The 26,809-nt window shown below is 64.0% G+C and carries 21 protein-coding genes and 1 other RNA gene; 2 read left to right on the forward strand and 20 right to left on the reverse strand.

What is annotated here, in order from left to right:
• Positions 1-73: 73 nt before the first annotated feature.
• The 4 genes from ACE04A_RS01540 to ACE04A_RS01555 all read right to left on the reverse strand — a co-directional run bounded on the left by ACE04A_RS01540 (position 74) and on the right by ACE04A_RS01555 (position 4,976).
• Positions 74-226, reverse strand: a complete 153-nt coding sequence (locus ACE04A_RS01540) for a hypothetical protein (protein WP_448717872.1) — start codon at positions 224-226, stop codon at positions 74-76.
• Positions 227-333: 107 nt separating this feature from the next.
• Positions 334-1,062, reverse strand: a complete 729-nt coding sequence (locus tag ACE04A_RS01545; RefSeq protein WP_448717874.1) for a VOC family protein — start codon at positions 1,060-1,062, stop codon at positions 334-336.
• Between the two features lie 15 nt (positions 1,063-1,077).
• Positions 1,078-3,813, reverse strand: a complete 2,736-nt coding sequence (gene secA / locus ACE04A_RS01550; RefSeq protein WP_259252614.1) for a preprotein translocase subunit SecA — start codon at positions 3,811-3,813, stop codon at positions 1,078-1,080.
• 176 nt (positions 3,814-3,989) lie between these two features.
• Entirely contained in the window at positions 3,990-4,976 is a 987-nt protein-coding gene (locus ACE04A_RS01555; RefSeq protein ID WP_438859079.1) for a M23 family metallopeptidase, read from the reverse strand.
• A 127-nt stretch (positions 4,977-5,103) separates the two neighbouring features.
• On the opposite strand from ACE04A_RS01555, the gene ACE04A_RS01560 reads away from it, so the two are divergent.
• Positions 5,104-5,511 carry a DciA family protein gene (locus ACE04A_RS01560; protein ID WP_259252615.1) on the forward strand — a complete coding sequence of 136 codons (408 nt, stop codon included), beginning with the start codon at positions 5,104-5,106 and terminating at the stop codon, positions 5,509-5,511.
• Between the two features lie 196 nt (positions 5,512-5,707).
• Here the strand turns inward: ACE04A_RS01560 and lpxC are convergent, their stop codons facing one another.
• The 16 genes from lpxC to rnpB form a co-directional block, all read right to left on the reverse strand.
• Positions 5,708-6,631, reverse strand: coding sequence for a UDP-3-O-acyl-N-acetylglucosamine deacetylase (lpxC, locus tag ACE04A_RS01565; RefSeq protein WP_259252616.1), 924 nt, complete (start codon positions 6,629-6,631; stop codon positions 5,708-5,710).
• A 239-nt stretch (positions 6,632-6,870) separates the two neighbouring features.
• Positions 6,871-8,055, reverse strand: coding sequence for a cell division protein FtsZ (gene ftsZ, locus ACE04A_RS01570; RefSeq protein WP_050449963.1), 1,185 nt, complete (start codon positions 8,053-8,055; stop codon positions 6,871-6,873).
• Positions 8,056-8,247: 192 nt separating this feature from the next.
• Positions 8,248-9,474, reverse strand: coding sequence for a cell division protein FtsA (gene ftsA / locus ACE04A_RS01575; protein WP_006217473.1), 1,227 nt, complete (start codon positions 9,472-9,474; stop codon positions 8,248-8,250).
• Positions 9,475-9,478: 4 nt separating this feature from the next.
• Positions 9,479-10,303 carry a cell division protein FtsQ/DivIB gene (locus ACE04A_RS01580; RefSeq protein WP_448717876.1) on the reverse strand — a complete coding sequence of 275 codons (825 nt, stop codon included), beginning with the start codon at positions 10,301-10,303 and terminating at the stop codon, positions 9,479-9,481.
• A 12-nt stretch (positions 10,304-10,315) separates the two neighbouring features.
• The gene (locus ACE04A_RS01585) at positions 10,316-11,266 is read right to left on the reverse strand and encodes a D-alanine--D-alanine ligase (RefSeq protein ID WP_448717877.1); all 951 of its coding nucleotides are present in this window, start codon (positions 11,264-11,266) and stop codon (positions 10,316-10,318) included.
• On the reverse strand, positions 11,263-12,669 hold the full coding sequence (gene murC, locus ACE04A_RS01590) for a UDP-N-acetylmuramate--L-alanine ligase (RefSeq protein ID WP_485819810.1): 1,407 nt from the start codon (positions 12,667-12,669) through the stop codon (positions 11,263-11,265). Before murC ends, ACE04A_RS01585 begins: the two co-directional genes overlap by 4 nt.
• Positions 12,666-13,742 (reverse strand): undecaprenyldiphospho-muramoylpentapeptide beta-N-acetylglucosaminyltransferase, encoded by a 1,077-nt coding sequence (gene murG, locus ACE04A_RS01595; RefSeq protein WP_448717878.1) that lies wholly within the window; start codon positions 13,740-13,742, stop codon positions 12,666-12,668. The genes murC and murG overlap by 4 nt, the downstream gene beginning before the upstream one ends.
• Positions 13,739-14,932, reverse strand: a complete 1,194-nt coding sequence (gene ftsW / locus ACE04A_RS01600; RefSeq protein ID WP_100853113.1) for a putative lipid II flippase FtsW — start codon at positions 14,930-14,932, stop codon at positions 13,739-13,741. The genes murG and ftsW overlap by 4 nt, the downstream gene beginning before the upstream one ends.
• Positions 14,929-16,461, reverse strand: coding sequence for a UDP-N-acetylmuramoyl-L-alanine--D-glutamate ligase (murD, locus tag ACE04A_RS01605; protein WP_448717880.1), 1,533 nt, complete (start codon positions 16,459-16,461; stop codon positions 14,929-14,931). The genes ftsW and murD overlap by 4 nt, the downstream gene beginning before the upstream one ends.
• Positions 16,458-17,627, reverse strand: coding sequence for a phospho-N-acetylmuramoyl-pentapeptide-transferase (mraY, locus tag ACE04A_RS01610; protein ID WP_006217463.1), 1,170 nt, complete (start codon positions 17,625-17,627; stop codon positions 16,458-16,460). Before mraY ends, murD begins: the two co-directional genes overlap by 4 nt.
• Positions 17,617-20,475: a bifunctional UDP-N-acetylmuramoyl-L-alanyl-D-glutamate--2,6-diaminopimelate ligase MurE/UDP-N-acetylmuramoyl-tripeptide--D-alanyl-D-alanine ligase MurF gene (gene murF, locus ACE04A_RS01615; protein WP_448717882.1), complete on the reverse strand. Its 2,859-nt coding sequence runs from the start codon at positions 20,473-20,475 to the stop codon at positions 17,617-17,619. The genes mraY and murF overlap by 11 nt, the downstream gene beginning before the upstream one ends.
• Positions 20,472-22,202 (reverse strand): peptidoglycan D,D-transpeptidase FtsI family protein, encoded by a 1,731-nt coding sequence (locus ACE04A_RS01620; protein ID WP_100853117.1) that lies wholly within the window; start codon positions 22,200-22,202, stop codon positions 20,472-20,474. The genes murF and ACE04A_RS01620 overlap by 4 nt, the downstream gene beginning before the upstream one ends.
• Positions 22,199-22,486: a cell division protein FtsL gene (gene ftsL / locus ACE04A_RS01625; RefSeq protein ID WP_259252623.1), complete on the reverse strand. Its 288-nt coding sequence runs from the start codon at positions 22,484-22,486 to the stop codon at positions 22,199-22,201. Before ftsL ends, ACE04A_RS01620 begins: the two co-directional genes overlap by 4 nt.
• Positions 22,486-23,583, reverse strand: a complete 1,098-nt coding sequence (gene rsmH, locus ACE04A_RS01630) for a 16S rRNA (cytosine(1402)-N(4))-methyltransferase RsmH (protein WP_279997397.1) — start codon at positions 23,581-23,583, stop codon at positions 22,486-22,488. Before rsmH ends, ftsL begins: the two co-directional genes overlap by 1 nt.
• An 8-nt stretch (positions 23,584-23,591) precedes the next feature.
• Positions 23,592-24,020, reverse strand: a complete 429-nt coding sequence (gene mraZ / locus ACE04A_RS01635) for a division/cell wall cluster transcriptional repressor MraZ (protein ID WP_006226256.1) — start codon at positions 24,018-24,020, stop codon at positions 23,592-23,594.
• Between the two features lie 353 nt (positions 24,021-24,373).
• An RNA gene (gene rnpB / locus ACE04A_RS01640) (RNase P RNA component class A) lies at positions 24,374-24,779 on the reverse strand.
• Between the two features lie 129 nt (positions 24,780-24,908).
• Between rnpB and ACE04A_RS01645 the strand changes: the two genes are divergently transcribed.
• Positions 24,909-26,735, forward strand: a complete 1,827-nt coding sequence (locus ACE04A_RS01645; protein WP_448717884.1) for an ATP-binding cassette domain-containing protein — start codon at positions 24,909-24,911, stop codon at positions 26,733-26,735.
• The last annotated feature ends 74 nt before the right edge of the window (positions 26,736-26,809 follow it).

The raw sequence follows: 26,809 nt of genomic DNA on the forward strand, positions 1-26,809 counted from the left end.
AGGGGATGATCAGCGGGTATGAAGTGCATACTAAAGTGCATACACTTTGCGACGCAAGCAGGGTTTGCCCCGATCACGAATGGCCGTGGCCGATGATGAGCAACATCGCCATGCCGCTGCCACGGCCACGGACCGTTGCCATCGTAGGATGGGTGCAGCGCGAAGGATTTCTAAACAGGAAACCAGTATTGAACGCGCGAAACCCATCAAGCAGCGATTGCGTCATGGCTGATCCGGCCAAGAATTCAATCGTTGCTTGATGGGTTTCGCGCGTTGTTATGTCGGAGTGCTAGCGGCGAGATTCGCGCGCTCCACCCATCCTACGTCCTGGGTCTAGGGCTTTGGTGTCCCGGTGTCCAGGGTGTAGTGGGCGCCGTCGCGGTTTTCCAGGGTCAGCGTGGACAGCGTGGGAGCTGACGCTGTCGGGTCAGTGTGCACGTGAATGCGCAGGTTGGCCAAGGGCACGTCCCAACCGCCATCGACAGCTTCAGCCGTGACGTCCGCCACCAGCGCCAGGCGCTCGGCCACGGCCCGGGCATCGGCCGCGCGTGCATCAATGCGCATCAGGCTGCGTGCGCCATTGGGATGCGCCATCAGGTCCGGCGACCAGACACACTCGGGTGTCAGATGACGGCAGAAATACATGCGGATGCCGGGCAAAGGCTGCTCGGCAAAGCGCACGGTGTGGAATCGGGCCTGCACTTCCTGACCGTCCAGCATCGCCGGGCGCGTCAGTTCCTGTACCGGGTTCACCGCAAACCCGGCCGCCTTCAGGCGTTCGTAGGTAGCGTCGGCGTCATACGTACGGAACACCAGCGCTTCCAACCCAAACGGCGAATCAGCGATTTCCTTGCGGGCCGGCGGGGCGCCCGTGGGCCATCCCAGCAGCTCGACATACGTGCCTTCCAGCACGATCAGGCGATTGCACGACCCCAGGTTATGCACCGCCTTGTCGCTCAGGTGAAACCCCTGGCGCTCGAAATGCGGCGCCAACGCATCCAGCCGGTCGCGCACCATCACGACGGCGTGGTCGAATTCGGTGCGGCCGACAGAATGCAGCATGGCGTTATCCCCTGATCAGACCAGTTTGCCGTGGCACTGCTTGTACTTCTTGCCACTGCCGCACGGGCACGGATCGTTGCGTCCGACCTTGGGCAAGGCATTGCGCACGGGTTGCTCGCCCTCTTCCGATTCCGTCTTGGCCAGCGCTTCGTCGTAATCGGAGTGGTGGTACTGCACGTTTTGCACATGCGGTTGCGCGGCTTCGGCTTCGGCCTGTTCGACTTGCTCCGACGACTGCACACGCACCGTCATCAACACGCGCACCACGTCGTCGCGAATGCGGTCCAGCATGCCCGAGAACAGTTCGAAGGCTTCGCGCTTGTATTCCTGCTTGGGATTCTTCTGCGCATAACCGCGCAAATGGATGCCCTGGCGCAGGTAATCCAGCGACGACAGGTGTTCGCGCCAATGCGTGTCGATCGACTGCAACATGATCGAACGTTCAAACTGCGACCAAGATTCGGCCCCAACCTGGTCAACCTTGGCCTGGTAGGCATCGCGAGCCGCCTTCACCACGCGCTCACGCAGGTCTTCGTCGGTCAGGCTGGTTTCCTTGTCCAACATTTCGGTCAGCGGAAGGTGCAGGTTCCAGTCCGATTCCAGAGCCCTTTGCAGGCCCGGCACGTCCCATTGCTCTTCCACCGATTCCGGCGGCACATAGGTGTTGAACATTTCCACCACGGCAGCGTCGCGCAGGCTATTCACCGTGTCGCCCACGCTTGCGGCTTCCAGCACGTCGTTGCGCTGCGAATACAGCACCTTGCGCTGGTCGTTGGCCACGTCGTCGTATTCCAGCAATTGCTTGCGGATGTCGAAGTTGCGGCCTTCCACCTTGCGTTGCGCGGTTTCGATCGAGCGCGTGACCATGCCCGCCTCGATCGGCTCGCCCTCGGGCAGCTTCAGGCGTTCCATGATGGCGCGCACGCGGTCGCCCGCGAAGATGCGCATCAGCGAATCTTCCAGCGACAGGTAGAAACGGGACGAACCCGGGTCACCCTGACGGCCGGCACGGCCGCGCAGCTGGTTGTCGATACGGCGCGATTCGTGGCGCTCGGTACCGATGATGCGCAGGCCGCCCGCGGCCTTGACCTGCTCGTTCAGCGGCTTCCATTCGGCGCGGATCTTCTCGATGCGCGCGGTCTTTTCAGCTTCCGACAGCGATTCGTCAGCGCGGATCAGGTCAACCTGCTTGTCGACGCTGCCACCCAGCACGATGTCGGTACCACGACCGGCCATGTTGGTGGCGATCGTGATGTGACCCGGCTTGCCGGCTTCGGCCACGATCTCGGCTTCGCGGGCGTGCTGCTTGGCGTTCAGCACTTCGTGCGGCAGCTTGGCCTTTTTCAGGAGGCCCGACAGCAGCTCGGAGTTTTCAATGCTGGTCGTACCCACCAGCACCGGCTGGCCACGCTCGTGGCAGTCGCGGATGTCTTCGAGGATCGCGTTGTACTTTTCCGGATCGGTCTTGAAGACCTGATCGTTCTGGTCCTTGCGGATCATCGGCTTGTTGGTCGGGATGATGACCGTTTCAAGCCCGTAGATTTCCTGGAACTCGTACGCTTCCGTATCGGCCGTGCCGGTCATGCCGGACAGCTTTTCATACATGCGGAAGTAGTTCTGGAACGTGATGGATGCCAGCGTCTGGTTTTCGTGCTGGATCTTCACGCCTTCCTTGGCTTCGACGGCTTGGTGCAAGCCATCGGACCAACGGCGGCCCACCATCAGGCGGCCCGTGAATTCGTCGACGATCACCACCTCGCCATCCTGGACCACGTATTGCTGGTCGCGGAAGAACAGGTTATTGGCGCGCAAGGCCACCATCAGGTGGTGCATCAGCGCAATGTGGCGGGGGTCGTACAGCGATTCGCCTTCCGGCAGGATGCCCAGGCGGGCCAGAATTGCCTCGGCATTTTCGTGGCCGGCTTCCGACAGGTAAACCTGCTGGCTCTTTTCGTCGACCCAGTAGTCGCCTTCGGGTTCCGGCTCCTGCGGCTTGGGTTCGCTGGCCATGCGCTTGAGCAGCGGCGGCACCGCGTTCATGCGGATGTAGAGCTCGGTGTGATCTTCGGCCTGGCCGGAAATGATCAGCGGCGTGCGAGCTTCGTCGATCAGGATCGAGTCCACTTCGTCGACGATGGCGTAGAACAGCACGCGCTGGCGGCGGTCCTCAACACGGAATTCCATGTTGTCGCGCAGGTAGTCGAAACCGAATTCGTTATTGGTGCCGTAAGTGATGTCGGCGGCGTAGGCTGCCTTCTTCTCTTCGTTAGGCTGCTGCGGCACCACCACGCCCGTGGTCATGCCCAGGAAGTGGTACAGGCGCCCCATCCATTCCGCGTCGCGGCGGGCCAGATAGTCGTTCACCGTAACAACGTGCACGCCCTTGCCGGCGCAAGCGTTCAGGTAAACGGGCAAGGTCGCCATCAGCGTCTTGCCTTCCCCCGTGCGCATTTCGGCAATCTTGCCGTTGTGCAGCGCGATGCCGCCCAACAACTGGGAGTCGAAGTGCCGCATCCCGAACACGCGCTTGCCCGCTTCGCGCACAACGGCGAAGGCTTCCGGCAGCAGGTCGTCCAGCGACGTGCCCTGCGCGTATCGAGATCGAAATTCGTCAGTCTTGGCCGCCAGCTCCGCATCGGAAAGCGCGGAAATCTTGGGCTCCAGCCCATTGATCTGGGTTACCAGCTTGCGATACTGCTTAAGCAGCCGGTCGTTGCGGCTACCTATGAGTTTTTTGAGCAGAGAAACCATGCGTATGTCGGCCGCACGAGCCACGCCGCGCCTGCAAAAGGCAAGGGCAGCGCTTCCCGTGACTTTGATGTTATTGGTTGAGCGGGGGTCCGCTGGGAAACGAACCAGTTTAACGCACCTGGCGCGTAATAGCCTGGACCTATTGCCAGAGTACTTATGTTGTGCGGTTTGACCGGTCAGCGCACCACAGGTTCAGTCCCTGCGGCTTGCGCCACGGCTGGCGGCGCATTCTGTGGCGTTCCCAGGAACAATCGAGGGTCGAGCGGTTGCCCGGCAAGGCGGACTTCAAAGTGCAGATGGGGTCCGGTCGAACGGCCCGAACTGCCTACGCGGGCCACTTGCTGGCCGCGCTCTACAAGCTCGCCCTGCTTCACCATCAAGGACGAAGCGTGGGCGTAGCGGGTGATCAGGCCATCGCCGTGGTCGATCTCGACCATGTTGCCAAAGCCAGGCAAATACTTGGCTTCGAGCACGACGCCGCCGGAGGCGGCAAGGATCGGCGTGCCGGACGGGGCCGCGAAATCCAGCCCTTCATGCATGGCGGTGCGCCCCGTGACCGGGTTGCGGCGCCAGCCGTAGGACGAACTCAGATACGGGTAATCCGTGATCGGCATGGCGGTCGGCATGCGCGCCTGATCCGCGGACCGCTTGGTCAGGGCAGCATCAAGCAGCTTCAGATTGTCGGACTGCTGCGCCAGGCGCGCCTGGATTTCGTCCAGTTGGCGCCCCAGCGCCTCGGCCGATGCCGCGCTGGGTGGCGGGTGGTCGGTAAACAGGTCGTCCATGACGTGGGTGGCTTCAGGCTGCGTCATCGCCTCGGGCTGCGCCACGGCCAATTGCTTGGCCAATTCGGGGTCGGTGTACGCCACACCCGCCACCTTGGCCACGCGCTGGCCCAGGCCGTCGATGCTGACCAGCTTGGCCTGCAGTGCCCCCACCTTGGCGGCCAGCAGGTTCATGTTTCCCCGCAAGAAATCGGTGTCACGGCCGGGCTGCTGCGCCAACGGCCAACCCACGGCGTGTACGGCCGGCAGGATGGGAGTAAGGTATCGCTGAATGGCGGCGCCAAAGATGGCCGCCGTCATCAGCGCCGCCCCAAGCAACAACGCCAGCCGCGCACCGCCCAGGGTGAAATGCCCGTCCCGCCCGTCACGGGCGTGCATAATCACGATTTTCAAGATTGCTTCCTAATTCTATAGAGCCGGGATGAATAGACCCTCTTCATACCGTCAACGTTCCGGTTCCAGCCGGCGGAAAGAAAATACCGCCCTGGGATGGCTGGGTCATGACATGCGGGGCGCCGGTGTGTTGGCGACTGCCCGCAAGCACTTGCAAATTCAGTATGCGGTGGCGGCGGTTCTGCCCGCCCCGCTAGGTGCTGTCTGCCAGGTCGGCAAGCTGGAAAACCAGTGCCTGCATCTGGTGGTGCCCAGCGCCGCGCATGCAGCCAAGATGCGGCAATTGGCGCCGCGCGTGGCGCGCGCCCTGGCCGATCAAGGCTGGAACCTTAACGAAATTGCCGTCAAGGTACAAGCGGGGTTACCGAAGCCCGGCGCCCGTCAGGCGCGCCCTCCCAAAGAGGCGCAACCCCTGGGCGACAAGGCCCTGGGCGCGTTCGAGACGCTGCACGAAAAACTACGTCCAGGCCCATTGGCCGACGCGGTCGCCAAGCTCTTGAGGCATCACAAGAGTAGCTGAAGCCATCCGGCCCTGTCCGGCGCCACGGGCGCCTGGAAACGAAGCGAAACCAAGTTCTCGGGGGTTTAGATCCGATGGTTTGCAACCGGATGGGGATTTTTTCGCTAACGGATGGAGCCAGCGCCATCCTTAAGCAGGGACCTGATGTGAATACCGGGGACACTCCCCCGGTTCAGACCCGATCAGGAACCTGGCGTTATGCCAGTTTCCACTCGTGGCGGAAGGCCTGCGGCGCTTCTGCCTGCGATTCGTAGGTGACCATTTCCCAGGCGTCTTGCTGAGCAAGCAGCGCACGGGCCAATTGGTTGTTCAGGCTGTGACCCGACTTGCACGCCACATAGCGCGCCACCAGCGGTTTGCCCAGTAGATACAGGTCGCCGATGGCGTCCAGGATCTTGTGCTTCACGAATTCGTCGTCGTAGCGCAGCCCGTCGCTGTTCAGCACCCGGTATTCGTCCATGACGATGGCGTTGTCCAGGCTGCCGCCACGGGCCAGGCCCATCGAGCGCAGCGCTTCCACTTCATTCACGAACCCGAAGGTGCGCGCGCGGGCGATTTCGCGCACATACGAGTGCGTCGCGAAATCAATCTCGGCGAAATTGGCGGTGGAATCAATGGCGGGGTGGCGGAAGTCAATCGAGAAGGCCAGCGCGTAGCCCTCGTGGGGTTCCAGCCGGGCCCATTTCTCGTTGCGGCCCTCGCCCTCGCGCACTTCCACGGTTTTCTTCACGCGGATGAACTGCTTGGGCGCGTTCTGCTCGACGATGCCCGCCGAGCGCAACAGATAAACAAAGGTTGCCGCACTGCCGTCCATGATGGGGACTTCTTCGGCAGTGAGGTCGATATGCAGGTTGTCGATACCCAGGCCGGCCAATGCCGACATCAGGTGCTCTACCGTGGAAACGCGGACGTTGCCCTGTTGCAGGACCGACGCCATGCGCGTATCGCCCACGCCAGTGGCCTGAGCAGGCAGGTCCACGACTTCAGGCAGGTCCACGCGGTGGAAAACAATGCCCGTATTGGGCTGTGCCGGACGCAGAGTGAGTTCTACCCGCCGTCCGGAGTGGACGCCGACGCCTGTCGTGCGGACTAGATTCTGAATGCTGCGCTGTCGGAACATGGTGCTTGGGTATTAGAGCCAGGAAGCCGGCACGTAGAGTACAGATTGCCGGCGTAACTGACGTATTGTAACGCTGTCCGATCCTTGGCGCCATCAAGCAACCCGGATCGACCGATACTTCCGTCCCTTAAAAGAACCGTGCAAGGGAAACACGGACCGCTCCGCCTCCGGCTCGCCCGCGGGGACAAGCGAGCCGGAGATGAGGGAGTGCGATTAGAGCCTGTGATCGGCTCTTTCGTTCAATCTGCCTGCTTGCGCAAGAACGCCGGGATGTCGAAATGATCCATTCCCGAGCTTTCCAGAGCACGCACTTGAGCCGACGCCTGGCTGCGCGGATTGCGCATGACAGACGGCATGTCCAGATTGCGGTAATCGCCGCCTTGACCGGCCGGCATCGTGCCCATGGGCATGTTGTCGGTACCGGTGCGCAGCACCTCAGCGGTGTTTTGCACCAATTGCGGACGCGACTGCGCACGGCCCAGGCCGGTTGCAACCACGGTCACGCGCAGGTTTTCACCCATGGACTCGTCGTAGGCGGTACCGAAGATCACGGTCGCGTCGTCCGAAGCGTAGCTGCGGATCGTTTCCATGATTTCGCGCGTTTCGCGCATCTTCAGCGTGCGGCTTGCGGTGATGTTGACCAGCACGCCACGCGCGCCGTTCAAGTCCACGCCTTCCAGCAGCGGGCAAGCAATGGCGTGCTCGGCGGCGACACGCGCGCGGTCTGCGCCCGATGCCGATGCCGTGCCCATCATGGCCTGGCCCTGCTCGCCCATGATCGTCTTGACGTCTTCGAAGTCGACGTTGACGTTACCTTCGACGTTGATGATTTCGGCGATACCGGCGCAAGCGTTGTGCAGGATATCGTCGGCCGAACGGAAGCAGTCTTCCTGCGTCGCGTCCTCGTCCATCAATTCATAGAGGTTCTCGTTGAGCACCACGATGAGCGAATGCACGTGCTTGGCCAGTTCGGCAATGCCGTCCTCGGCCATCTTCAGGCGCTTGTTGCCTTCAAACGTGAAAGGCTTGGTGACCACGCCAACGGTCAGGATGCCCAGTTCCTTTGCCACTTCGGCCACGACCGGACCCGCGCCGGTGCCGGTGCCACCGCCCATACCGGCGGTGATGAAGACCATGTGAGCGCCGTTCAGCGCAGCACGGATCTCCTCGCGCGCGGTTTCAGCCGACGCACGTCCTTGCTCGGGCTTGGCGCCCGCACCCAGGCCGGTACGGCCCAGACGAATTTGCACCGGGGCATTGGTTGCCGCCAGTGCTTGCGCATCGGTGTTGGCGCAGATGAAATCCACGCCGTGCACGCCGCTGCGAATCATGTGCGCGACGGCATTGCCGCCCGCACCGCCCACACCAACGACCTTGATTACGGTCCCTTTGGTGTTGTTCTCAAGCATCTCAAAGTTCATCATGATGACTCCCTCACAAGTCCGATTTTGCAAATCACAAAAATTCCCCAACAACCTATATTTTGTGAATCGCCTCAAAGCCGATGCCGACTGCTATGGCCCGCCACGGGTTTGAGACGCCTCCCCGTTCTGGCCCGCCCCGCAATACCGCCGCGATGCGTGCCAAGGAGCAGGCCCCAACCTGCCCCTTCCTCTTTAATTCATGAACCATTCCTTCATGCGCGCAAGCAGGCTCTTGAAATTGCCTGTCTGAGCGGCGACCTTGCGACCGCGCACCCGCTGCATCCGAGCTTCCTGCAACAAGCCCATCACCGTCGAGAAGCGCGGGTTGCGCATCACGTCGGCCAAGCTTCCTTCGTATTCAGGTACCGCCACGCGAACCGGCTTCAGGAACACGTCCTCGGCCAGCTCGATCATGCCGGGCAACTGCGCGGAACCGCCGGTCAGCACTACGCCTGACGCCAGCAGATCTTCGTAGCCGGAATCGCGCACCACCTGCTGCACCAGCGTGAACAGTTCTTCGACACGCGGCTCGATCACGGCGCCCAACGCCTGGCGCTTGACCTGGCGCGGACCGCGATCACCCAGGCCCGGCACTTCCACGGATTCGTCCGGGCTGGCCAGCACCTGCTTGGCCACGCCGTAGCGCAGCTTGATTTCTTCGGCGTCCGGCGTCGGCGTGCGCAGCATGGCCGCGATGTCGTTGGTGATCTGGTCGCCGGCAATCGGCAACACCGCCGTGTGGCGAATAGCGCCGCCGGTGAAGATGGCGACGTCGGTCGTGCCGCCGCCGATATCCACCAGCACCACGCCCAGTTCTTTTTCATCGGCCGTCAGCACGGCCAGGCTGGAGGCCAGCGGTTGCAGGATCAGGTCCTGCACTTCCAGGCCGCAGCGGCGCACGCACTTGACGATGTTCTGCGCGGCGCTGACCGCGCCCGTCACGATGTGCACGCGCACTTCCAGGCGCAGGCCGCTCATGCCGATCGGCTCGCGGATGTCTTCCTGGCCGTCGACGATGAACTCCTGCGTCAGCACATGCAGCACCTGCTGGTCGGTCGGGATGTTCACCGCCTTGGCGGTCTCGATGACGCGGGCAACGTCGGTGGCGGTGACTTCTTTGTCTTTCACAGCGACCATGCCGCTGGAATTGAAGCTGCGGATATGGCTGCCGGCAATGCCGGTGTAGACGTCGCGAATCTTGCAATCTGCCATCAGCTCGGCTTCTTCAAGCGCGCGCTGAATGGAATTCACAGTGGTCTCGATATTGACGACCACGCCCTTGCGCATGCCGCGCGATTCGTGCTGGCCCAGGCCGAGCACTTCGAATCGCCCTTCGGGCAAAATTTCAGCCACCACAGCCACCACCTTGCTGGTGCCGATATCGAGGGCGACGATAAGGTCCTTGATGTCACGGGTCATGGCGTTAGCGTTTCTTGGGAGGTTTCGGTGTGGATTTGGATTTGGTTTCCGACGCGGGCAACGGAGCCAGCGCCAGGGCGAAACCATTCGGATAGCGCAGGGCGGCCTGCGTGATGGTGCGCCCTTCCAGGCGCCCCGACACGGTGGGCCACGCCTGCACAAAGCGTTGAATACGTGCCGCGAACGGCAAGGCGCCGGGCAGGCCGTGCGGGTCGGGCGCATCGGCGCCCGGATCGCGGCCCAAGTCCAGCAGCATGCCGTTGGACAGCACCACCCGCCAGGCATAGCGCGGGCTCAGCTCCAACTGTTTGACATGCATGTCCAGCGGCGCGAACCAGCGCGCCAGCTCGGCATAGCGCTGCACCACCAGCGGCTCCGTGCCCTCGGGCCCGGAGAACTGCGGCAGCACGGTTTCGTCGTCCACCTCGCCCGTGTTCGCCGTGAACGCTTCGCCCCAGGTGTTGATCATCTGGTTTTCGTTCCACAGCGCCAGCGGTTGCTGTTCCTCGATCCGCACGCGCAGCACATTGGGCCAGATGCGGCGCACCGTGGCATGGCGTACCCACGGCACCGATTCGAAGATCTCGCGCGCGTCGTCCAGGTCCACCGTGAAGAAGTTGCCCTTGAAGCGGCCCGCGATAGCCGAGCGCACCGCTTGCGGCGACACGTAGTGCAATTCGGTGTCCGGCATCGATTCCAGCTCGATGGCCGTCAACGTGAAGAACGGGCGTTGCGCTACCCAGACCACGCCCGCGATGAGCATGGCGCAAACCGCCAGCACGGCTAGCGTGTTGGCGATCAGGTTGGTAGTGCGAGCGTCGTTCCACACGGATTATCCAGGTCAAGCGTTACGCGAGGCGCTGTGCACTTTGCACGAGGCCTCGGACAAAATCGCCACGCACAGATCGGCATAGCTGATCCCCACGGCCTTCGCGGCCATCGGCACCAACGAATGGCTGGTCATGCCAGGCGAGGTATTCATTTCAAGCAGCCACGGCCGGTTGTTGCGGTCGAGGATGAAGTCGGCGCGGCCCCAGCCTTCGCAGCCCAGCGCCACATAGGCCTTGACGGCGATCTCGGCCACTTCTTCAGCCACGCCGTCCGGCAGCGTCGCGGGGCAGAAATACTGGGTGTCGTCCGAGAAATACTTATGCTCGTAGTCGTAGTTGCCGCCAGGCGCGGCGATCTCTATCACGGGCAGCGCGCGCGCGCCCTTGCCCGAGCCCAGCACCGCCACGGTCAACTCGCGGCCGGTGATGAACTGTTCGGCCAGCACTTCGCTGTCAAAGCGCGCGGCCGCGGCATAGGCTTCCTTCATGTCGGAATAGCCCACAACCTTGGTGATCCCGACGGTGGAACCTTCATGCGGCGGCTTGATGATCAGCGGCAGGCTCAGGCGGTCAGGCACCAGGCGCAGTTCAGTGTCGGCGTCCAACACTTCGAATTCGGGCGTGGGCAGGCCGTTTTGCAGCCACACGCGCTTGGTCATGGTCTTGTCCATGGCCAGCGCGGAGGCCATCGGGCCGCTGCCGGTGTACGGAATGCCCAGCAATTCCAACGCGCCCTGAATCGTGCCGTCTTCGCCGTAGCGGCCATGCAGCGCGATGAAGACGCGGTCGTAGCCTTCAGCGGCCAATTCGGCCAGGCTGCGTTCGCCCGTGTCGAACAGGTGCGCGTCCACGCCTGCGCTGGCCAGCGCCTGCTGCACGCCCTTGCCGGACATCAGCGACACCTCGCGCTCGGCGGAGCGTCCGCCGTACAACACACCCACTTTGCCGAATTGCGTGCTCATGCCAGCTCTCCTACTTGGGCGGGGACCTTGCTGATCGAACCCGCTCCCATCACGATGACGACGTCGCCGTTGCGCACGAAGTCGACCACGGCCTGCGGCAGCTCCGTCACGTCCTCGACGAACACCGGCTCAACCTTGCCGGCCACGCGCAGTGCGCGCGACAGCGCACGGCCGTCGGCGGCCACCAGCGGCGGCTCGCCCGCGGCGTAGACCTCGGTCAGCAGCACAGCGTCGGCGGTGCCCAGCACCCGCACAAAATCTTCGAAGCAATCACGGGTGCGCGTGTAGCGGTGCGGCTGGAAGGCCAGCACAATGCGGCGAGCGGGCCAGGCGCCGCGCGCGGCGGCCAGCGTGGCGGCCATCTCCACGGGGTGATGCCCGTAGTCGTCGATCACCGTGAAGGTGCCGCCGCCATGGCTGGCCGGCACCGGGAATTCGCCCGTCTGCGTGAAACGGCGGCCCACGCCCTTGAAGGCGGCCAGCGAATCACGGATGGCGTCGTCGGATACACCCAGCTCGGTGGCAACGGCAATCGCGGCCAGCGCGTTGCGCACGTTGTGCAGGCCGGGCAGGTTCAATTCCACTTGCAGGGGCGGCAGCAGCGTGTCGAGGTGCGTGCGCTGCACGTTGAAGCGCATGCGCGTGCCAGACGGCTGCACTTCGTAGGCTCGCACCTGCGCCTCTTCGTTCAGGCCATAAGTCGTGATCGGCCGCGACACGAAGGGCATGATCTCGCGCACGTTGGCGTCATCCGAGCACAGCACCGCGCTGCCATAGAACGGCAAGCGCTGCGTGAATTCGATAAAGGCGCTTTTCAGGCGGGCGACGTCGTGCCCGTAGGTATCCATGTGGTCGGCATCGATGTTGGTCACGATGGCCATCACCGGCAACAGGTTCAGGAACGACGCATCCGACTCGTCGGCCTCGACCACGATGTAGTCGCCCTGCCCCAGGCGCGCATTGGCGCCGGCCGAGTTCAAGCGGCCGCCGATCACGAAGGTGGGGTCCAGGTCGCCAGCGGCAAGCACGCTGGCCACCAGGCTGGTGGTTGTGGTCTTGCCATGCGTGCCGGCTACCGCGATGCCACGCTTCAGGCGCATCAGTTCCGCCAGCATGATGGCGCGCGGCACCACGGGGATACGCGCGGCACGCGCGGCGATCACTTCGGGGTTATCGCCCGCCACCGCGGTGGACGTAACGATGGCCGCCGCGCCGGTGACGTTGCTGGCCACGTGGCCGATGGCGATCTTCACGCCCAAGCCAGCCAGACGGCGCGTAACCGCCGACTCGTTCAGGTCGGAACCGCTGATCGTGTAGCCCAGGTTGAGCAGCACTTCGGCAATGCCGCTCATGCCAGAGCCGCCGATGCCTACAAAATGGATATGTTGAATTCTGTGTTTCATGATGAACGCCCCGCTGCTTGTTCGCAGACATCGGCGATATGGACCGCGGCTTCCGGCTGCGCATGTGCGCGGGCCCGGACGGCGACGGCCTCGAGTTCTTGTCGGGTACGCTGGGCCAGCCAGTCCGCCAGCCACTCGGGCGTCATGGCGGCCTGCGGCTGCAACCAAGCGGCCTGTGCGTCGCTCAAAAAGCGCGCGTTGGCGGTCTGGTGATCATCGATGGCATGCGGCAACGGCACGAACAGCGCGGCGACACCCGCTGCCGCCACTTCAGACACCGTCATGGCGCCCGCACGGCAGATCAGCAGGTCGGCATCGCCCAGGGCGCCCGCCATGTCATCGATGAACGCGCGGCAATCGGCCTGTACGCCCGCTTGGGCGTAGGCCTGCTGCAACGCGGGCAGGTGTTGTTCGCCGGCCTGATGAACAACCATCGGGCGACGATCTTGCAGCAGGCGGGCCAGCGCCTGCGGAACCACCGTATTCAGTGCCTGCGCGCCCAGGCTGCCACCCACGACAAGCAGGCGCAACGGACCGGAACGGCTGGCGTAGCGAACGGCCGGATCGGGCAGCGCGCACAGGTCGGCACGCACGGGATTACCCAGCGCTTCACCCTTGGGCAGCACGCCCGGAAAGCCGCTGAGCACGCGGCGCGACATCTTGGCCAGGCACTTGTTCGCGGTGCCGGCCACGGCATTCTGTTCGTGCACCACCAGCGGCGTGCCACGCAGGGCCGCGATCACGCCCCCCGGGAACGCCACATAGCCGCCCATGCCCAGCACCACGTCCGGACGCACATCCGCCAGACGCGACCACGCTTGTGCGAACGCGCGCAGCAGCAGGAACGGCAGCTTCAACAGCGCGGACATTCCCTTGCCGCGCACGCCCTGGAAGCGCAGCGGCACCAGTTCGATACCGCGCGGCGGCACAAGCTTGCCTTCCATCTTGTCCGGGTTGCCCAGCCACAGCACGCGCCAGCCGCGCTCGCGCAGCACGTCAGCCACGACCAAGCCCGGCATGATGTGCCCGCCGGTGCCGCCGGCCATGATCAGGATGGTGCGGGCCGCGGTCATACTCGCCCCCCACGCATCATCACGCGGTTTTCCACATCTACCCGGATCAACATGGCCAGCGCGCACAGGTTCATCACCACGCCCGATCCGCCATAGCTCATCAGCGGCAGGGTCAGCCCCTTCGTTGGCAACAGGCCCAGGCACACGCCCATGTTGATGAACGACTGCACGCCAAACCACATGGCCACGCCATGCGCCACCAGGCCCGCAAACGTGCGTTCCATGGCGATGGCCTGGCGGCCGATATCAAAGCCGCGATAGATGATGATGGCAAACAGCGTGATCACCAGCATGACGCCGGCAAACCCCAGTTCCTCACCTACCACCGCCATCAGGAAGTCGGTGTGCGCTTCGGGCAGGTAATGCAGTTTCTCGACGCTGGCGCCCAAGCCCACGCCCAGCCATTCGCCACGCCCCAGCGCAATCAGTGAATGCGACAACTGATAGGCGCTGCCGTAGGCGTTGTCTTCGTTCCAGGGGTCCAGGTACGCGAACAAGCGCGCACGGCGCCAGGGCGACAGCCAGATCAGCGTGAGGAAGGTGCCGACCAGCACGCCCAGCAGGCTGCTGAAGTACTTGCCGTTGATGCCGCCCAGGAACAGGATGCCGATGGCGATGGCGACAATCACCATGAAGGCGCCCAGGTCAGGCTCCAACAGCAGCAGCATGCCCACACCGGCCAGCGCGAACGCCATGGGCAGAAAGCCGCGGGCAAACGCCTGCATGTGTTCTTGCTTGCGCACGGTGTAATCGGCGGCGTATAGCAAGGCCGCCAGCTTCATCAATTCGGAAGGCTGGAAGTTCAGCGGACCCAGCGGAATCCAGCGGTGGGCGCCATTGACTTCGCGGCCGATGCCGGGAATCAACACCGCCACCAGCAAGACTATCGCCACCATGAACAGCGGCACCGCCATGCGCTGCCAGACGCGGATCGGAATGGCCAGCACCACCGCGCCCGCCAGCAGGCCGGCGCTGACGAACAGACCATGGCGGATCACGAAGTAATAGCGCCCGTAAGAGGCGTAGCGCGGGCCATCGGCCAGCGCGATCGACGCCGAATACACCATCAGCAAGCCCAGCAGCAACAGCGTCGATGCCGCGATGACCAGCGGCAGATCGAAGTTGCGCATCTTGGTACGGCCTGGCCGTACGGCGTTGACGCTGGCGGTGAGATCGGCGATCAGGCTCATGCCACCTCTCCCCGGTCGCGGGCCAGGTCTTCGACCTCTTCCACGAACACTTGGCCACGATGCGGATAGTTGCGGAACATGTCCAGGCTGGCGCAGGCCGGCGACAGAAGCACGGCGTCACCGGGTTGCGCCAGATCGGCCGCACCACGCACGGCGGCATGCAGCGATTCAACGGTGATGCAGTTGACGCCAGTGGGCGCCAGCACACGCGCGATCTCGGGCGCGTCCACGCCGATCAGCATGACGGCGCGCGCATGGCGCGACACCACGGGAATAAGCGGCGAGAAATCCTGGCCCTTGCCTTGCCCGCCCGCGATCAGCACCACGGGCTGGCCCAGGCCTTCCAGCGCGGCCACCGTGGCGCCCACATTGGTGCCCTTGCTGTCATTGATGTAGTCGACACCGCCAATCTGGCGCACAAACGCCGCGCGGTGTGGCTCGCCGGCGTATTCGCGCAGCGTGCGCAACATGGCGCCCCAACCCAGATCCAGGCAACGCGCCAACTGCAGGGCGGCCAAGGCGTTCAGGGCGTTATGGATGCCACGGATGCGCAACGCATCCACGGGCATCAGGCGGCTCATGCGGCCATTGGCGCGCACCGGTTCGGGTGCATCTTTCTTGCGGCGCGTGGGCGGCGCGGGTTCGTCGAAATCGATGGGTTCGCATGCCACCAGCCAAGCCACGCCCTGGCCCAATTCCAGTCCCATGTCGCCGACCAGCTCGGGCATGTCGCGGCCGAAGCTGCGCACATTCAAGGCGTTCACGGTCTTGACCATGCCCACCGTGAGCGGATCGTCGCGGTTGACGATAGCGATGCGCGCCATCGTCAAGATGCGCGCCTTGGCCGCCGCGTAGGCGTCCATGCCGCCATGCCAGTCCAGATGGTCTTGGGTCACGTTCAGCACGATGGCCGCGTCAGCCATCAACGAGCGCGTCGTTTCCAGTTGGAAGCTGGACAGTTCCAGCACCCACACCTGCGGCAGCGCGTCGTTGTCCAGAGCTTCCATCAGCGCCGTCAATGCAGCCGGGCTGATGTTGCCGGCCGCCACGACCGACAGGCCGCTGGCGTCGATCAGGTCGCGCGTCAACGCGGTAACGGTCGTCTTGCCGTTGGTGCCCGTGACCGTCAGCAGGCGCGGACGGTATTCGCGCGTTTCGGCCAGATCGGCCAGCGCGCGAGCAAACAATTCGATCTCGCCCACCACTTCGATGCCACGGGCCTCGGCCTCGCGCAGCAAATCGGCGGCAGGCGCTTGCTTGGGTGCCAGGCCGGGGCTCAGCACCACCTGCGTCACGCCGTCCAGCAGCGCCACGTCGAACGACGCATCGCAGCCCAGACGGTATTCCACTTCGCTTTGCGCCAGCGCGTCGCGCAGCGCGGCCAGCCCACCCGGTTCAGCGCGCGTGTCGGCCACGCGCAAGCGGGCGCCCAGGCGGGCGCACCAGCGTGCGGCGGCGACACCCGTCTCGCCCAATCCGAGGATCAGGACAAGCGGCGCGTCAGCGCGGGAGGTTTCCATCGTATTCATCGCAACTTCAGGGTTGAGAGGCCAATCAGCACCAGCATCATGCTGATGATCCAGAAACGCACGACCACCTGGGTTTCCTTCCAGCCGCCCACTTCAAAGTGATGATGCAACGGGGCCATGCGGAATATGCGTCTACCTGTTCCATAACGTCGCTTGGTGTACTTGAACCAAGTCACCTGGATCATCACCGAGAGCGTCTCCACCACGAACACACCGCCCATGATGAACAGCACGATTTCCTGGCGCACGATGACGGCGATGGTGCCCAGCGCGCCGCCCAGCGCAAGCGCGCCCACGTCGCCCATGAACACCTGGGCCGGATACGCGTTGAACCATAAAAACGCGAGTCCCGCGCCCCCTATCGCCGCGCACAGCACCATGAGTTCGGACGCGCCGGGAATATACGGAAACAACAGGTACTTCGAATAGTCCACGCGACCAACCACGTAGGCGAAGATGCCCAACGCGCTGCCCACCATCACGGTGGGCATGATGGCCAGGCCGTCCAGGCCGTCGGTCAGGTTCACGGCATTGCTGGTGCCGACAATCACGGCCCACGTCAGCGCCACGAATCCCAGCACGCCCAGCGGATAGCTCACCGACTTGAAGAACGGCACGATCAGGTCGGCGCGCGTCGGCAGCGACATCGTGAAGCCGCTTCCCACCCAGGCCTTGAACAGCGGCCAAAGATCGGTGTTGGCGGGCGCCGATACGGCAAACGCCAAGTACACCGCGGCGATCATGCCGATAGTGGCCTGCCAAAAGAATTTCTGCCGCGCGGGCATGCCTTCGGGGTCGCGATAGACCACTTTGCGGTAATCGTCCATCCAGCCGATCCAGCCGAAGCCGAACGTGACCAGCAGCACCACCCACACAAAGCGGTTGGTCCAGTCGGCCCACAGCAAGGTGCTGATGGCGATGGAAATCAGGATCAGCACGCCGCCCATCGTGGGGGTGCCAGTCTTGACCAGATGCGTTTCCGGGCCATAGGCGCGCACGGCCTGGCCGATCTTCATTTCGGTCAACTTGCGAATCACACGCGGACCCGCCACCAGGCCGATCAGCAACGCCGTCGCGCACGCCAGCACGGCGCGCAAGGTGATGTATTCGAACACGCCCAGGGCGCGCACATCATCAGAAAGCAGACGGGCCAGTTCAAGCAGCATGCTGCTCTCCTTGCGCCTTGGCCGTCTGTTCGTCGTTCGTGGAAAAAGCCTTCACTACCCGCTCCATGCGCATAAAGCGCGATCCCTTTATCAATACGCTGGACGGGCGCAAGCCGCGCAAGGCGGCCACCACTTCGTCTACCGATACGCAGGCGTGCGCGCCAGGACCGTAGGCGGCCGCGGCCGCCCGGCTGGCTTCGCCTAGCGTGATCAGCGCGTCAAGCCCTTGCTCGCGCGCATAGTTGCCCACCTCGGCATGCAAGGCAGGGCCGTTGTCCCCGATCTCGCCCATGTCGCCCAACACCAGGACACGTGTGCCGCCGATACGCGCCAGCACATCGATGGCAACGCGAACCGAATCGGGGTTGGCATTGTAGGTGTCGTCGATGAGCAGCGTTCCGTCGCTCATTTGCTTGTGCTGCATGCGTCCCGCCACCGGGGCGAAACCAGCCAGCGCACGCACGGCGCTGTCCAGCGGCACGCCCGCCGCGATGGCGCTGGCGATGGCGGCCAGCGCATTGCGCAGGTTATGCAGGCCGGGCACCGGCAGAACCAGATCCGTCACTCCCACCGGCGTCACGACGCGGCAGCGGGTTGAGCCGACGTCGGCCAGAATGTGTTCGGCGTAGACGTCCAGCCCCGGCTGCAAGCCAAAGCGCAGCACGCGGCGCGGTTCGGCCAGCGCATCCCAGATTTCCGAATACGGCTCGTCGCCGGGGTACACGGCAACGCCATCGTCCGGCAGCGCCGCGATGGCCGCGCCGTTCTCGTGCGCCACCGCTTCCACGGTGTGCATGAATTCCTGATGCTCGCGTTGCGCGTTGGTCACCAGCGCAACCGTGGGCGCCGCCATGGCGGCCAACTGGGCGATTTCGCCCGGATGGTTCATGCCCAGCTCGAATACTGCGGCGCGGTGTTCGGCGCGCAAACGCAGCAGGGTCAGCGGCACGCCGATGTCGTTGTTCAGATTGCCGGCGGTGGCCAAGCGGCCCGACTCGCCTTGCCATTCGGCCAGCATGGCCGAGATCATTTCCTTGGTGGTCGTCTTGCCGTTGCTGCCGGTCACCGCCACCACGGGCAAGGTGAACTGCGCGCGCCAGGCCGCGCCGATGCGCATCAGCGCAATGCGGGTATCGCCCAGCACCAGTTGCGGCAGCTTGGCATCAGGCACGGCATGCGCCACAACCGCCGCGCACGCGCCACGGCCTTCGGCTTGGTCCAGATAGTTGTGCGCGTCGAAGTTCTCACCGACCAGCGCCACGAACAATTCGCCCGAACCAATGCGCCGCGTGTCCGTCGACACGCCTTTGACCTGCGGCAGCAGCAGCGCCAGGCGCGCCCACTCGCGGTCATCGAAGGGCAGCTTTTCACCCGCGATGTCTTGATAGGTTTCGTGCCCCTTGCCCGCCAGCAGCACCACGTCTTCGGGCGACGCCGACCAGATGGTCTGCATGATGGCGCGCGCGCGGTCGACTTGAACCTCGGCATGCGCGGCTTCGGGAATGCCGGCCAGAATCTGTTCGACAATGGCCTCAGGCGATTCGGTACGTGGGTTGTCGCTGGACACCACGACGTGGTCGGCCAGTTCCGCTGCGATGCGGCCCATCTCAGGGCGCTTGCCGGGGTCACGTTCGCCGCCGCACCCGAACAGGCAGATCAAGCGGCCCGATCGCGCAACCGCCACGGCGCGCAACGCGGTCAACGCACGCGACAGCGCATCCGGCGTGTGTGCGTAATCCACCACCACCAATGTTCCCCGGCCAGCGGAAGCCTGGGTAGTGACGGGCACGGTTTCCACCGTTTGCAGACGGCCGTCAACCGGATCCGTCGCGGCCAGCTCACGCGCGATCTGCGCGAACGGCAGACCCAGCTTGTACAGGACGCCCGCCACCAGCAACAGGTTCGACACGTTATGCGCCCCCAGCAGGCGCGTCACGATCTGGGCCTCGCCATGCGGGGAAACCAGCGTAAAAATCTGGCCCTGTGCGGTAGCCTGGAGGTCTCGTGCACGCATCGCGGCGGGAATCTCGGGCGAATCGCTCAGGCTGTAGCCCATGGCGGCCATGCCCGCGGGCAAGTCTGCGATCAGGCGGCGGCCGGCTTCGTCGTCGGCATTGACGACGGCGGCAGTCAGGCCCGGCCACTTGAACAGGCGCGCCTTGGCGGCCTCGTATCGTTCCATCGTGCCGTGATAGTCAAGATGGTCGCGGGTCAGGTTCGTGAAGGCGGCCAAGGCCACGCGCACGCCGTCCAACCGACCTTGTTCGATGCCGATCGACGAGGCTTCCATGGCAACAGCTTGCGCTCCGGCGTCGCGCATCGCGGCCAGTGTGCGGTGCACGGTCAGCACATCGGGCGTGGTCAGGTCACCGCCCAAGGTGCTGCCGTCGGGCAGCACGGCGCCCAAGGTGCCGATGGTGCCGCAAGGCTTGTCGTTGCGGCTCAGCGCATGCGCGATCCATTGCACCGACGAGGTCTTGCCGTTGGTTCCCGTTACCGCCACCACCGCCAGCGCGGCGGAAGGACGGCCGTACCAGGTGTCGGCCAGCTCGCCCAGCAGCGCGCGCAAACCGTTTACCGGCAGCATCGGCGTGCCGGCCGCGGCGGCCAGCATGGCGTCGCTGGCAGGTGCTTCGAACAGCACGGCGCTGGCACCCAGCGCCAATGCCTTATCTATATAGAGACGCCCGTCGCTGGACAGGCCGGGGCAGGCAACAAAGACGTCGCCCGGCTCGATATCACGCGAGTCCAGCTTGAGATGCGCCGTCAACGAGACGTGCGCATGCAACCACGCCACGGTTTCGGCAACCGTGGCGACTGGGGGAAAGAGGAAGCCGTTGGCGCTCATCTGCCTGGCTCCTTGAGACCAGCAACAATCGTGGATTCGAAGGGCGCGTCCGGCCGCACCCCCATCAATCTGAGGCTTCCCCCGACCAGGTGGGAGAACACGGGCGCGGCAATGGCGCCGCCGTAATAGCCACCAACGGTCGGTTCGTCGATGGACACGGCCACGACGATCTTCGGATCCGACACCGGTGCAAAGCCCACGTATGAGCTCCGGTAGCGTTGCATGCTGTATTTGCCGTCAACAATCTTGCGCGCGGTTCCGCTCTTGCCCGCCACGCGGTAGCCCTGCACCTGGGCGGCCTTCGTGCCTTCAGGCCCGGCTGCGGCTTCCAGCATGGCGCGTACCATCGCGGTGGTTTTCGGCGTGTAGATCTTGACGCTGGTGGGGTCGCTGTCGCGCTTGACCAGCGTCAGCGACACCATGTCGCCGTCACGGGCGAAAACGGTATAGGCGCGCGCCACTTGCAACAGCGACACAGACAGGCCATAACCATAGGCCATCGTGGCCTTTTCAATCAGGCGCCAACGGTCCCAGGGACGCAGACGGCCCGGCGCGGCGCCGGGGAATCCCACCTGAGGCGCCTGACCCAGGCCCAATTCAGTGAAGCGGTCCCACATCTCGCGGGATTCCAGCTTCTCGGAAATCATCGTCATGCCAATGTTGCTGGACTTGCGCAACACGCCCGCCACGTCCAGCGTGCCGTTGCGGCTGACGTCGCTGATCGTGCTGCCTTGGTAGCTGAAGCGGCCATTGCCGGTTTCGAACAGCGTGGACGTGGTGATGCGGCCCAGGTCCAAGGCCAACGCCGCCGTGAACGGCTTCATGATCGAGCCGGGCTCGAAGGTGTCGGTGATGGCTTGGTTGCGCAGCTTTGCGCCGTGGAAAGTCTCGCGATTGTTCGGATCGAAGGTGGGCACGCTTGCCAGCGCCAGGATCTCGCCGGTATGCACGTCCACGATCACAGCCGTGGCGCCCTTGGCCTGGTGCTTGTCCATGGCGTCCTTCAATTCCTTGAACACCAGGTACTGCAGTCGGGTATCAATGGACAGGCGCAGATCCCGGCCGTCTACCGGCAAGGTCACGGCCTGCACGTCTTCAATCACGCGCCCCAAGCGGTCCTTGATGACGCGGCGGCTGCCCGGACGGCCTTGCAACTGCTGGTTGAACGTGAGCTCGACGCCTTCCTGGCCCTGATCTTCAACGTTGTTGAAGCCGACCACATGGGCCATCACGTCGCCATCGGGGTAGTAGCGACGGGTTTCAGGCTGCTGGTGCACGCCGGGCATGTTCAGATGCTTGATCTTGTCCGCCACGTCCATCGAGACCTGGCGCTTCAAATAGACGAAGTTCTTGTCTTCGTCCACCAAGCGACGGCGCAGGTCGGCCACGGGCGTGTCCAGCAGCTTCGCCAGCGCATCCATCTGCGCGGGCGTGCCTTGCTTCGCATCTTCGGGAATGGCCCAGATGGCCCGCGCCGGTACGCTGGACGCCAGCACGGCGCCGTTGCGGTCCAGGATCTTGCCGCGCGTGGCGGCAAGGGTCAAAGTGCGTTCATAGCGGCGTTCGCCCTGCTGTTGCAGGAACTCCGTCGACAACCCCTGCAGGAACAGGGCGCGCCCCGCCAGCACCGCGAACCCGCCGAACAGCAGAATCAGCACCAGCCGAGCGCGCCATGTGGGCAACTGCCCGCGCAATACGGGGTTATCGAAGAAGGGAACGCGCTTCATTGCCCGCCTCCGGCAGCGGCGGGCGCTTGATTCACATACAGCGTGCGGTCCGGAACGATGGAAATCATCTTCAGGCCATCACGGGCGATGGCATCCACCCGCGCATTGCGGGCGAGTTCGGCGCGCTCCAATTGAAGCCGGCGCCAATTCGTTTCCAGATCGCGTGCCTGTGCCTGATCACGTCCCAGCTCAACAAAGAGCAGGCGCGACTGATACCGGCTGGTGACCAGGGAAATGGCCGACAGCATCAGTAAAGCCGCAACGATCAGGTTGACACGCCCCATCAGCGACGCCCCCCTTTGCCGCCGCGGCGAGGCGGCGGAGCCAGATCGCTGCCGGGCAGCGAACCGATCTTCACAAATGCGAAGCCGCCCTCGGGAGGCAGCGGCGTCTGCGTACGTTCAGCAACGCGCAAGACTGCGGACCGGGCGCGCGCATTGGCCGAGACTTCATCGTCTTCGGCCAGAACACGGCCCAGCGACCGTAGGACGGGTTGGGGCATTTCACTTTCGCGCAGGGGCAGGCGTGCATGCGCGGCCGCCGGCCGAGCCGCCGCCACGATGCACTGCTTGACCATGCGGTCTTCAAGCGAATGAAAGCTGATCACCGCCAACCTCCCCCCCGGAGCAAGCAGGTCTAGAGCTGCCGCGAGGGTGCGCGCGAGCTCTTCGAGTTCCCGATTGATGTAAATCCGTAAAGCTTGAAAGGTGCGTGTGGCCGGATGCTGCCCCTTTTCGCGCGTGCGGACGGCGCTGGCGACGCACTCGGCAAGCTCGAGCGTGGTGCACAGCGGCCGTGTTGCGCGGCGAGCAGCAATCGCCTTTGCAACCTGAAAAGCAAACCGTTCTTCGCCATAATCCGCTATGACCTCCCGCATCTCATCCACACTGGCTTGCGCCAGCCATTCCGCCACCGTGGGACCACGAGTGGTGTCCATCCGCATATCGAGCGGGCCGTCTCGCATGAACGAAAAGCCGCGCTCGGCGTCATCGATCTGAGGCGACGAAACGCCCAGATCCAGCATCACGCCATCGACCTTGTCGATGCCAAGCTGCTGCAATTCTTCCGCCATGGTGGCAAAGCCACCATGTACTACCGTGACCCGCGGGTCCGCTGCCGCCAACGCATTGGCTACCGCGATCGCCTCGGGGTCCTTGTCGAACACGACCAGCCGCGCGGACTTGCCCAAGCGTCCAAGCAGTTCGCGACTATGCCCGCCGCGGCCGAATGTGCCGTCGACAAACACGCCGCGTTCCGCCCGCGTAGCCGTATCCGGCTCGATCTGGGAGGGCGACCGTGCCGCGCCTTTACCGCCAAAATCAGGCAGCAATAGTGCGTCCACCGTCGGCTCCAGCAGAACGGGCCGATGTTCGAATTCCATAAAATTTTTCAGAACGAAAACTGGTTCAACACATCCGGCATACCCTTGGCCAAATCTTCCGCCTCGCGGCTGGCCAGAGTAGCGGCGTCCCACAGCTCGAAGTGCGCGCCCAGACCGAGCAGCATCACATCGCGCGTCATACCGGAAGCGTTGCGCAGTTCAGGAGCGATCAGGACCCGGCCGGAGCCATCCAGTTCCACGTCCTGAGCGTTGCCCAGCAACAGCCGCTGCAACGCACGAGCCGTCATGGGAAAGGCGGCAATCTGCTCGCGCTTCTTTTCCCACTCCGGCCGCGGGTACACCAGCAAGCAGCCGTCAGGGTGGCGGGTCAGGGTCAGCCGGCCATCGGCCTGCGACATCAGCGCGTCACGATGCCGGGTCGGAATCGAGATCCGCCCCTTCGCATCCAGCGTGAGCGCGCTGCTTCCCTGAAACACCACTTTTACCCCACTTAATTGCACAATTTCCTACTATTTCCCACTCTACGGTATGGCAATGGGGCGGTCAAGCGCGTGGTTGCAATTTTTTCAATCACAACAAGGACTTAGACCAATATGTAAAACCACAAAAAGAAAAACCTCCTGATATATCAGGAGGTTGCGACACACTCTAAAAGTCCTTAGTAAGAAGTAGCGGCTAACGATGCCTTTGCATTGTTTTACGCCGCGCCCTCCGCCCCGGCTGGCAAGGCTTCCCACCGATCGCATGCCGCGGTCGCCAAAAAAAATGGCGGGCGCATGCCATGCGGCCCGGGTTCGATGCCCCGGATCGCACGTGGAGGAGAAATTCGATGCAAGACGGGTCTATAGGCCGGATTCTGTACACCAGGTTTCCCTGGCGGACGATCATTCCTCTGCGCGGATCATTGCTGAGCCGCTCTAGCCACCTACCCGCATGCTTGGACGGAGCCGCCCTTCGCAGCCCGAGGGCCGCACGCATGCCTATTTGATGTTGCTCCGGGTAGAGGTTGCCGCGTTTCACCCTGCGACGCCGCGGTTCGTTGCCGAACCGCGCAATACGGAGATAGCCGTATCGGTGCGCGCAATGCGCGCCCGCTTCCCAGTCTCGTCTCTGTGGCCCTATTCCTCAACCGCGCCCGAAGACGCGGCCGGACGGCCGTTAGCCGTTACCCTGCCCTATGGAGTCCGGACCTTCCTCGATGGATTCGCATCCACCGCGATCGCCCGACCCGCCTTGCGGTTCGTATTCTATTACAGGTCGCGGCACTGTCCCCAAGAACCGCTCGGCGCCCGCCCAACGAGCTGCCGACGTTCCTGCGACAATACGCCCTGATCCACTTGTACGCCGCAGAAAAGACAGACTACATGGCCCTCGCTACCCTCATCACCCTTACCGACATCCAGCTCGCCTATGGGCACCACCCGTTGCTGGATCACGCCGATTTCGCCATCCAGGCCGGCGAGCGCATTGGCCTCATCGGCCGCAACGGCGCCGGCAAGTCGTCGCTGCTGAGGCTGCTTGACGGCCGCACCGTCCCCGACGATGGCGACATCGCCCGCAGCTCGGGGCTGCGCGTGGCCACGGTCGAACAAGAACCGGAACTGGATGAAAACGCCACTGTGTACGACGTCGTCTGCAACGTGGAAGACGACCACGAAGATTGGCAGCGCCCGTCGCGCGTGCGCGCGATGCTGGAAAAGCTGGGCCTGCCGGCGGACGTGCAAATAGCAGGGTTGTCGGGCGGCACGCGCAAGCGCGTGGCCCTGGCGCGCGCGCTGGTCGAAGAGCCCGATCTGCTGCTGCTGGACGAGCCCACCAACCATCTCGACTTCGAAGGCATTGCGTGGCTGGAAGAGATGCTGCGCAGTTGGCGTGGCGCGGCAGTGATCATCACCCACGACCGCCGATTCCTGGACGCAGTCACCACCCGCATCGTCGAACTCGACCGCGGCCGCCTGCTGAGCTTCCCGGGCAACTTTTCGCAATGGCAAGAACGCAAAGCCCAATGGCTGGAATCGGAACGCCTGGAGCAGGCCCGCTTTGACAAGCTGCTGGCGCAAGAAGAGGTGTGGATTCGCAAGGGCGTCGAAGCCCGCCGCACCCGAAATGAAGGCCGCGTGCGCCGCTTGGAAAGCCTGCGGGTCCAGCGCGCCGAACGCCGTGAGCGCATCGGCGACGTCTCTTTGGCGCTGGCCGAAGGTCAACGCTCGGGCAAGCTGGTAGCCGAGCTTGAACACGTGGGCAAGACGTTTGGCGACAAGACCGTGGTGGACGACTACACCACGACCATCCTGCGCGGCGACCGCATCGGCATCATCGGCCCCAACGGCGCAGGCAAGACCACGCTGCTCAAGCTCATCCTGGGCGAGATGCAACCCGATACCGGCACCACCCGCCTCGGCACCAACGTGGCGGTCGCGTATTTTGATCAGATGCGCGCGCAGTTGGATGAAGAAGCCTCGCTGGTGGACATCATCAGCCCGGGCAGCGAATGGGTTGAAATCGGCGGCACACGCAAGCACGTGATGACCTACCTGGGCGACTTCCTGTTCTCCCCGGCCCGCGCCGGCTCGCCCGTGCGCAGCTTGTCTGGCGGCGAACGCGCGCGCCTGCTGCTGGCCCGCCTGTTCGCCCGTCCGGCAAACGTGCTGGTGCTGGACGAACCCACCAACGACCTCGACATCGAAACGCTGGAGCTTCTGGAAGAACTGCTGCAGGAATACGCCGGCACGGTGCTGCTTGTCAGCCACGACCGCGCGTTCCTGAACAACGTCGTCACGCAGACGATCGCGTATGAAGGCAACGGCCGCTGGCGCGATTATGTCGGCGGATATGATGAATGGGTCGCCCAGCGTCCCGCTCCCGCCACCACGTCGCCCGACGAGGATGCAGCATCCAAGCCTGTGGACGAAGGCGCGGCACGCGCCAAAGTTGCCCGCGCCAAGCCGGCCAAGGCCAGCAAGATCAATGCGTGGGACTTGCGAGAACTCGAAGGTCTTCCCGATGCCATCGCCGCACTCGAAGCGAAGCAGGTCGAGCTGGCCGGCAAGTTGGCGGACGGTAGCCTCTACCGCGAAGCGCCAGCAGAAGTGGATCGCATCAACGGCGAACTCGCCAAACTGGAAAGCGAACTAGAAGAGAAGTTCGCCCGCTGGGAACTGCTGGAAGCGCGCCGCGACGGCACGCTCTAATCCGCGCCACTATATATATAGGCACACCGACAAAGACGGCACGGTAAAAGAAACGGGGGGGGGGGGGGGGGGCG

The organism is Achromobacter colocynthidis (assembly GCF_057334535.1).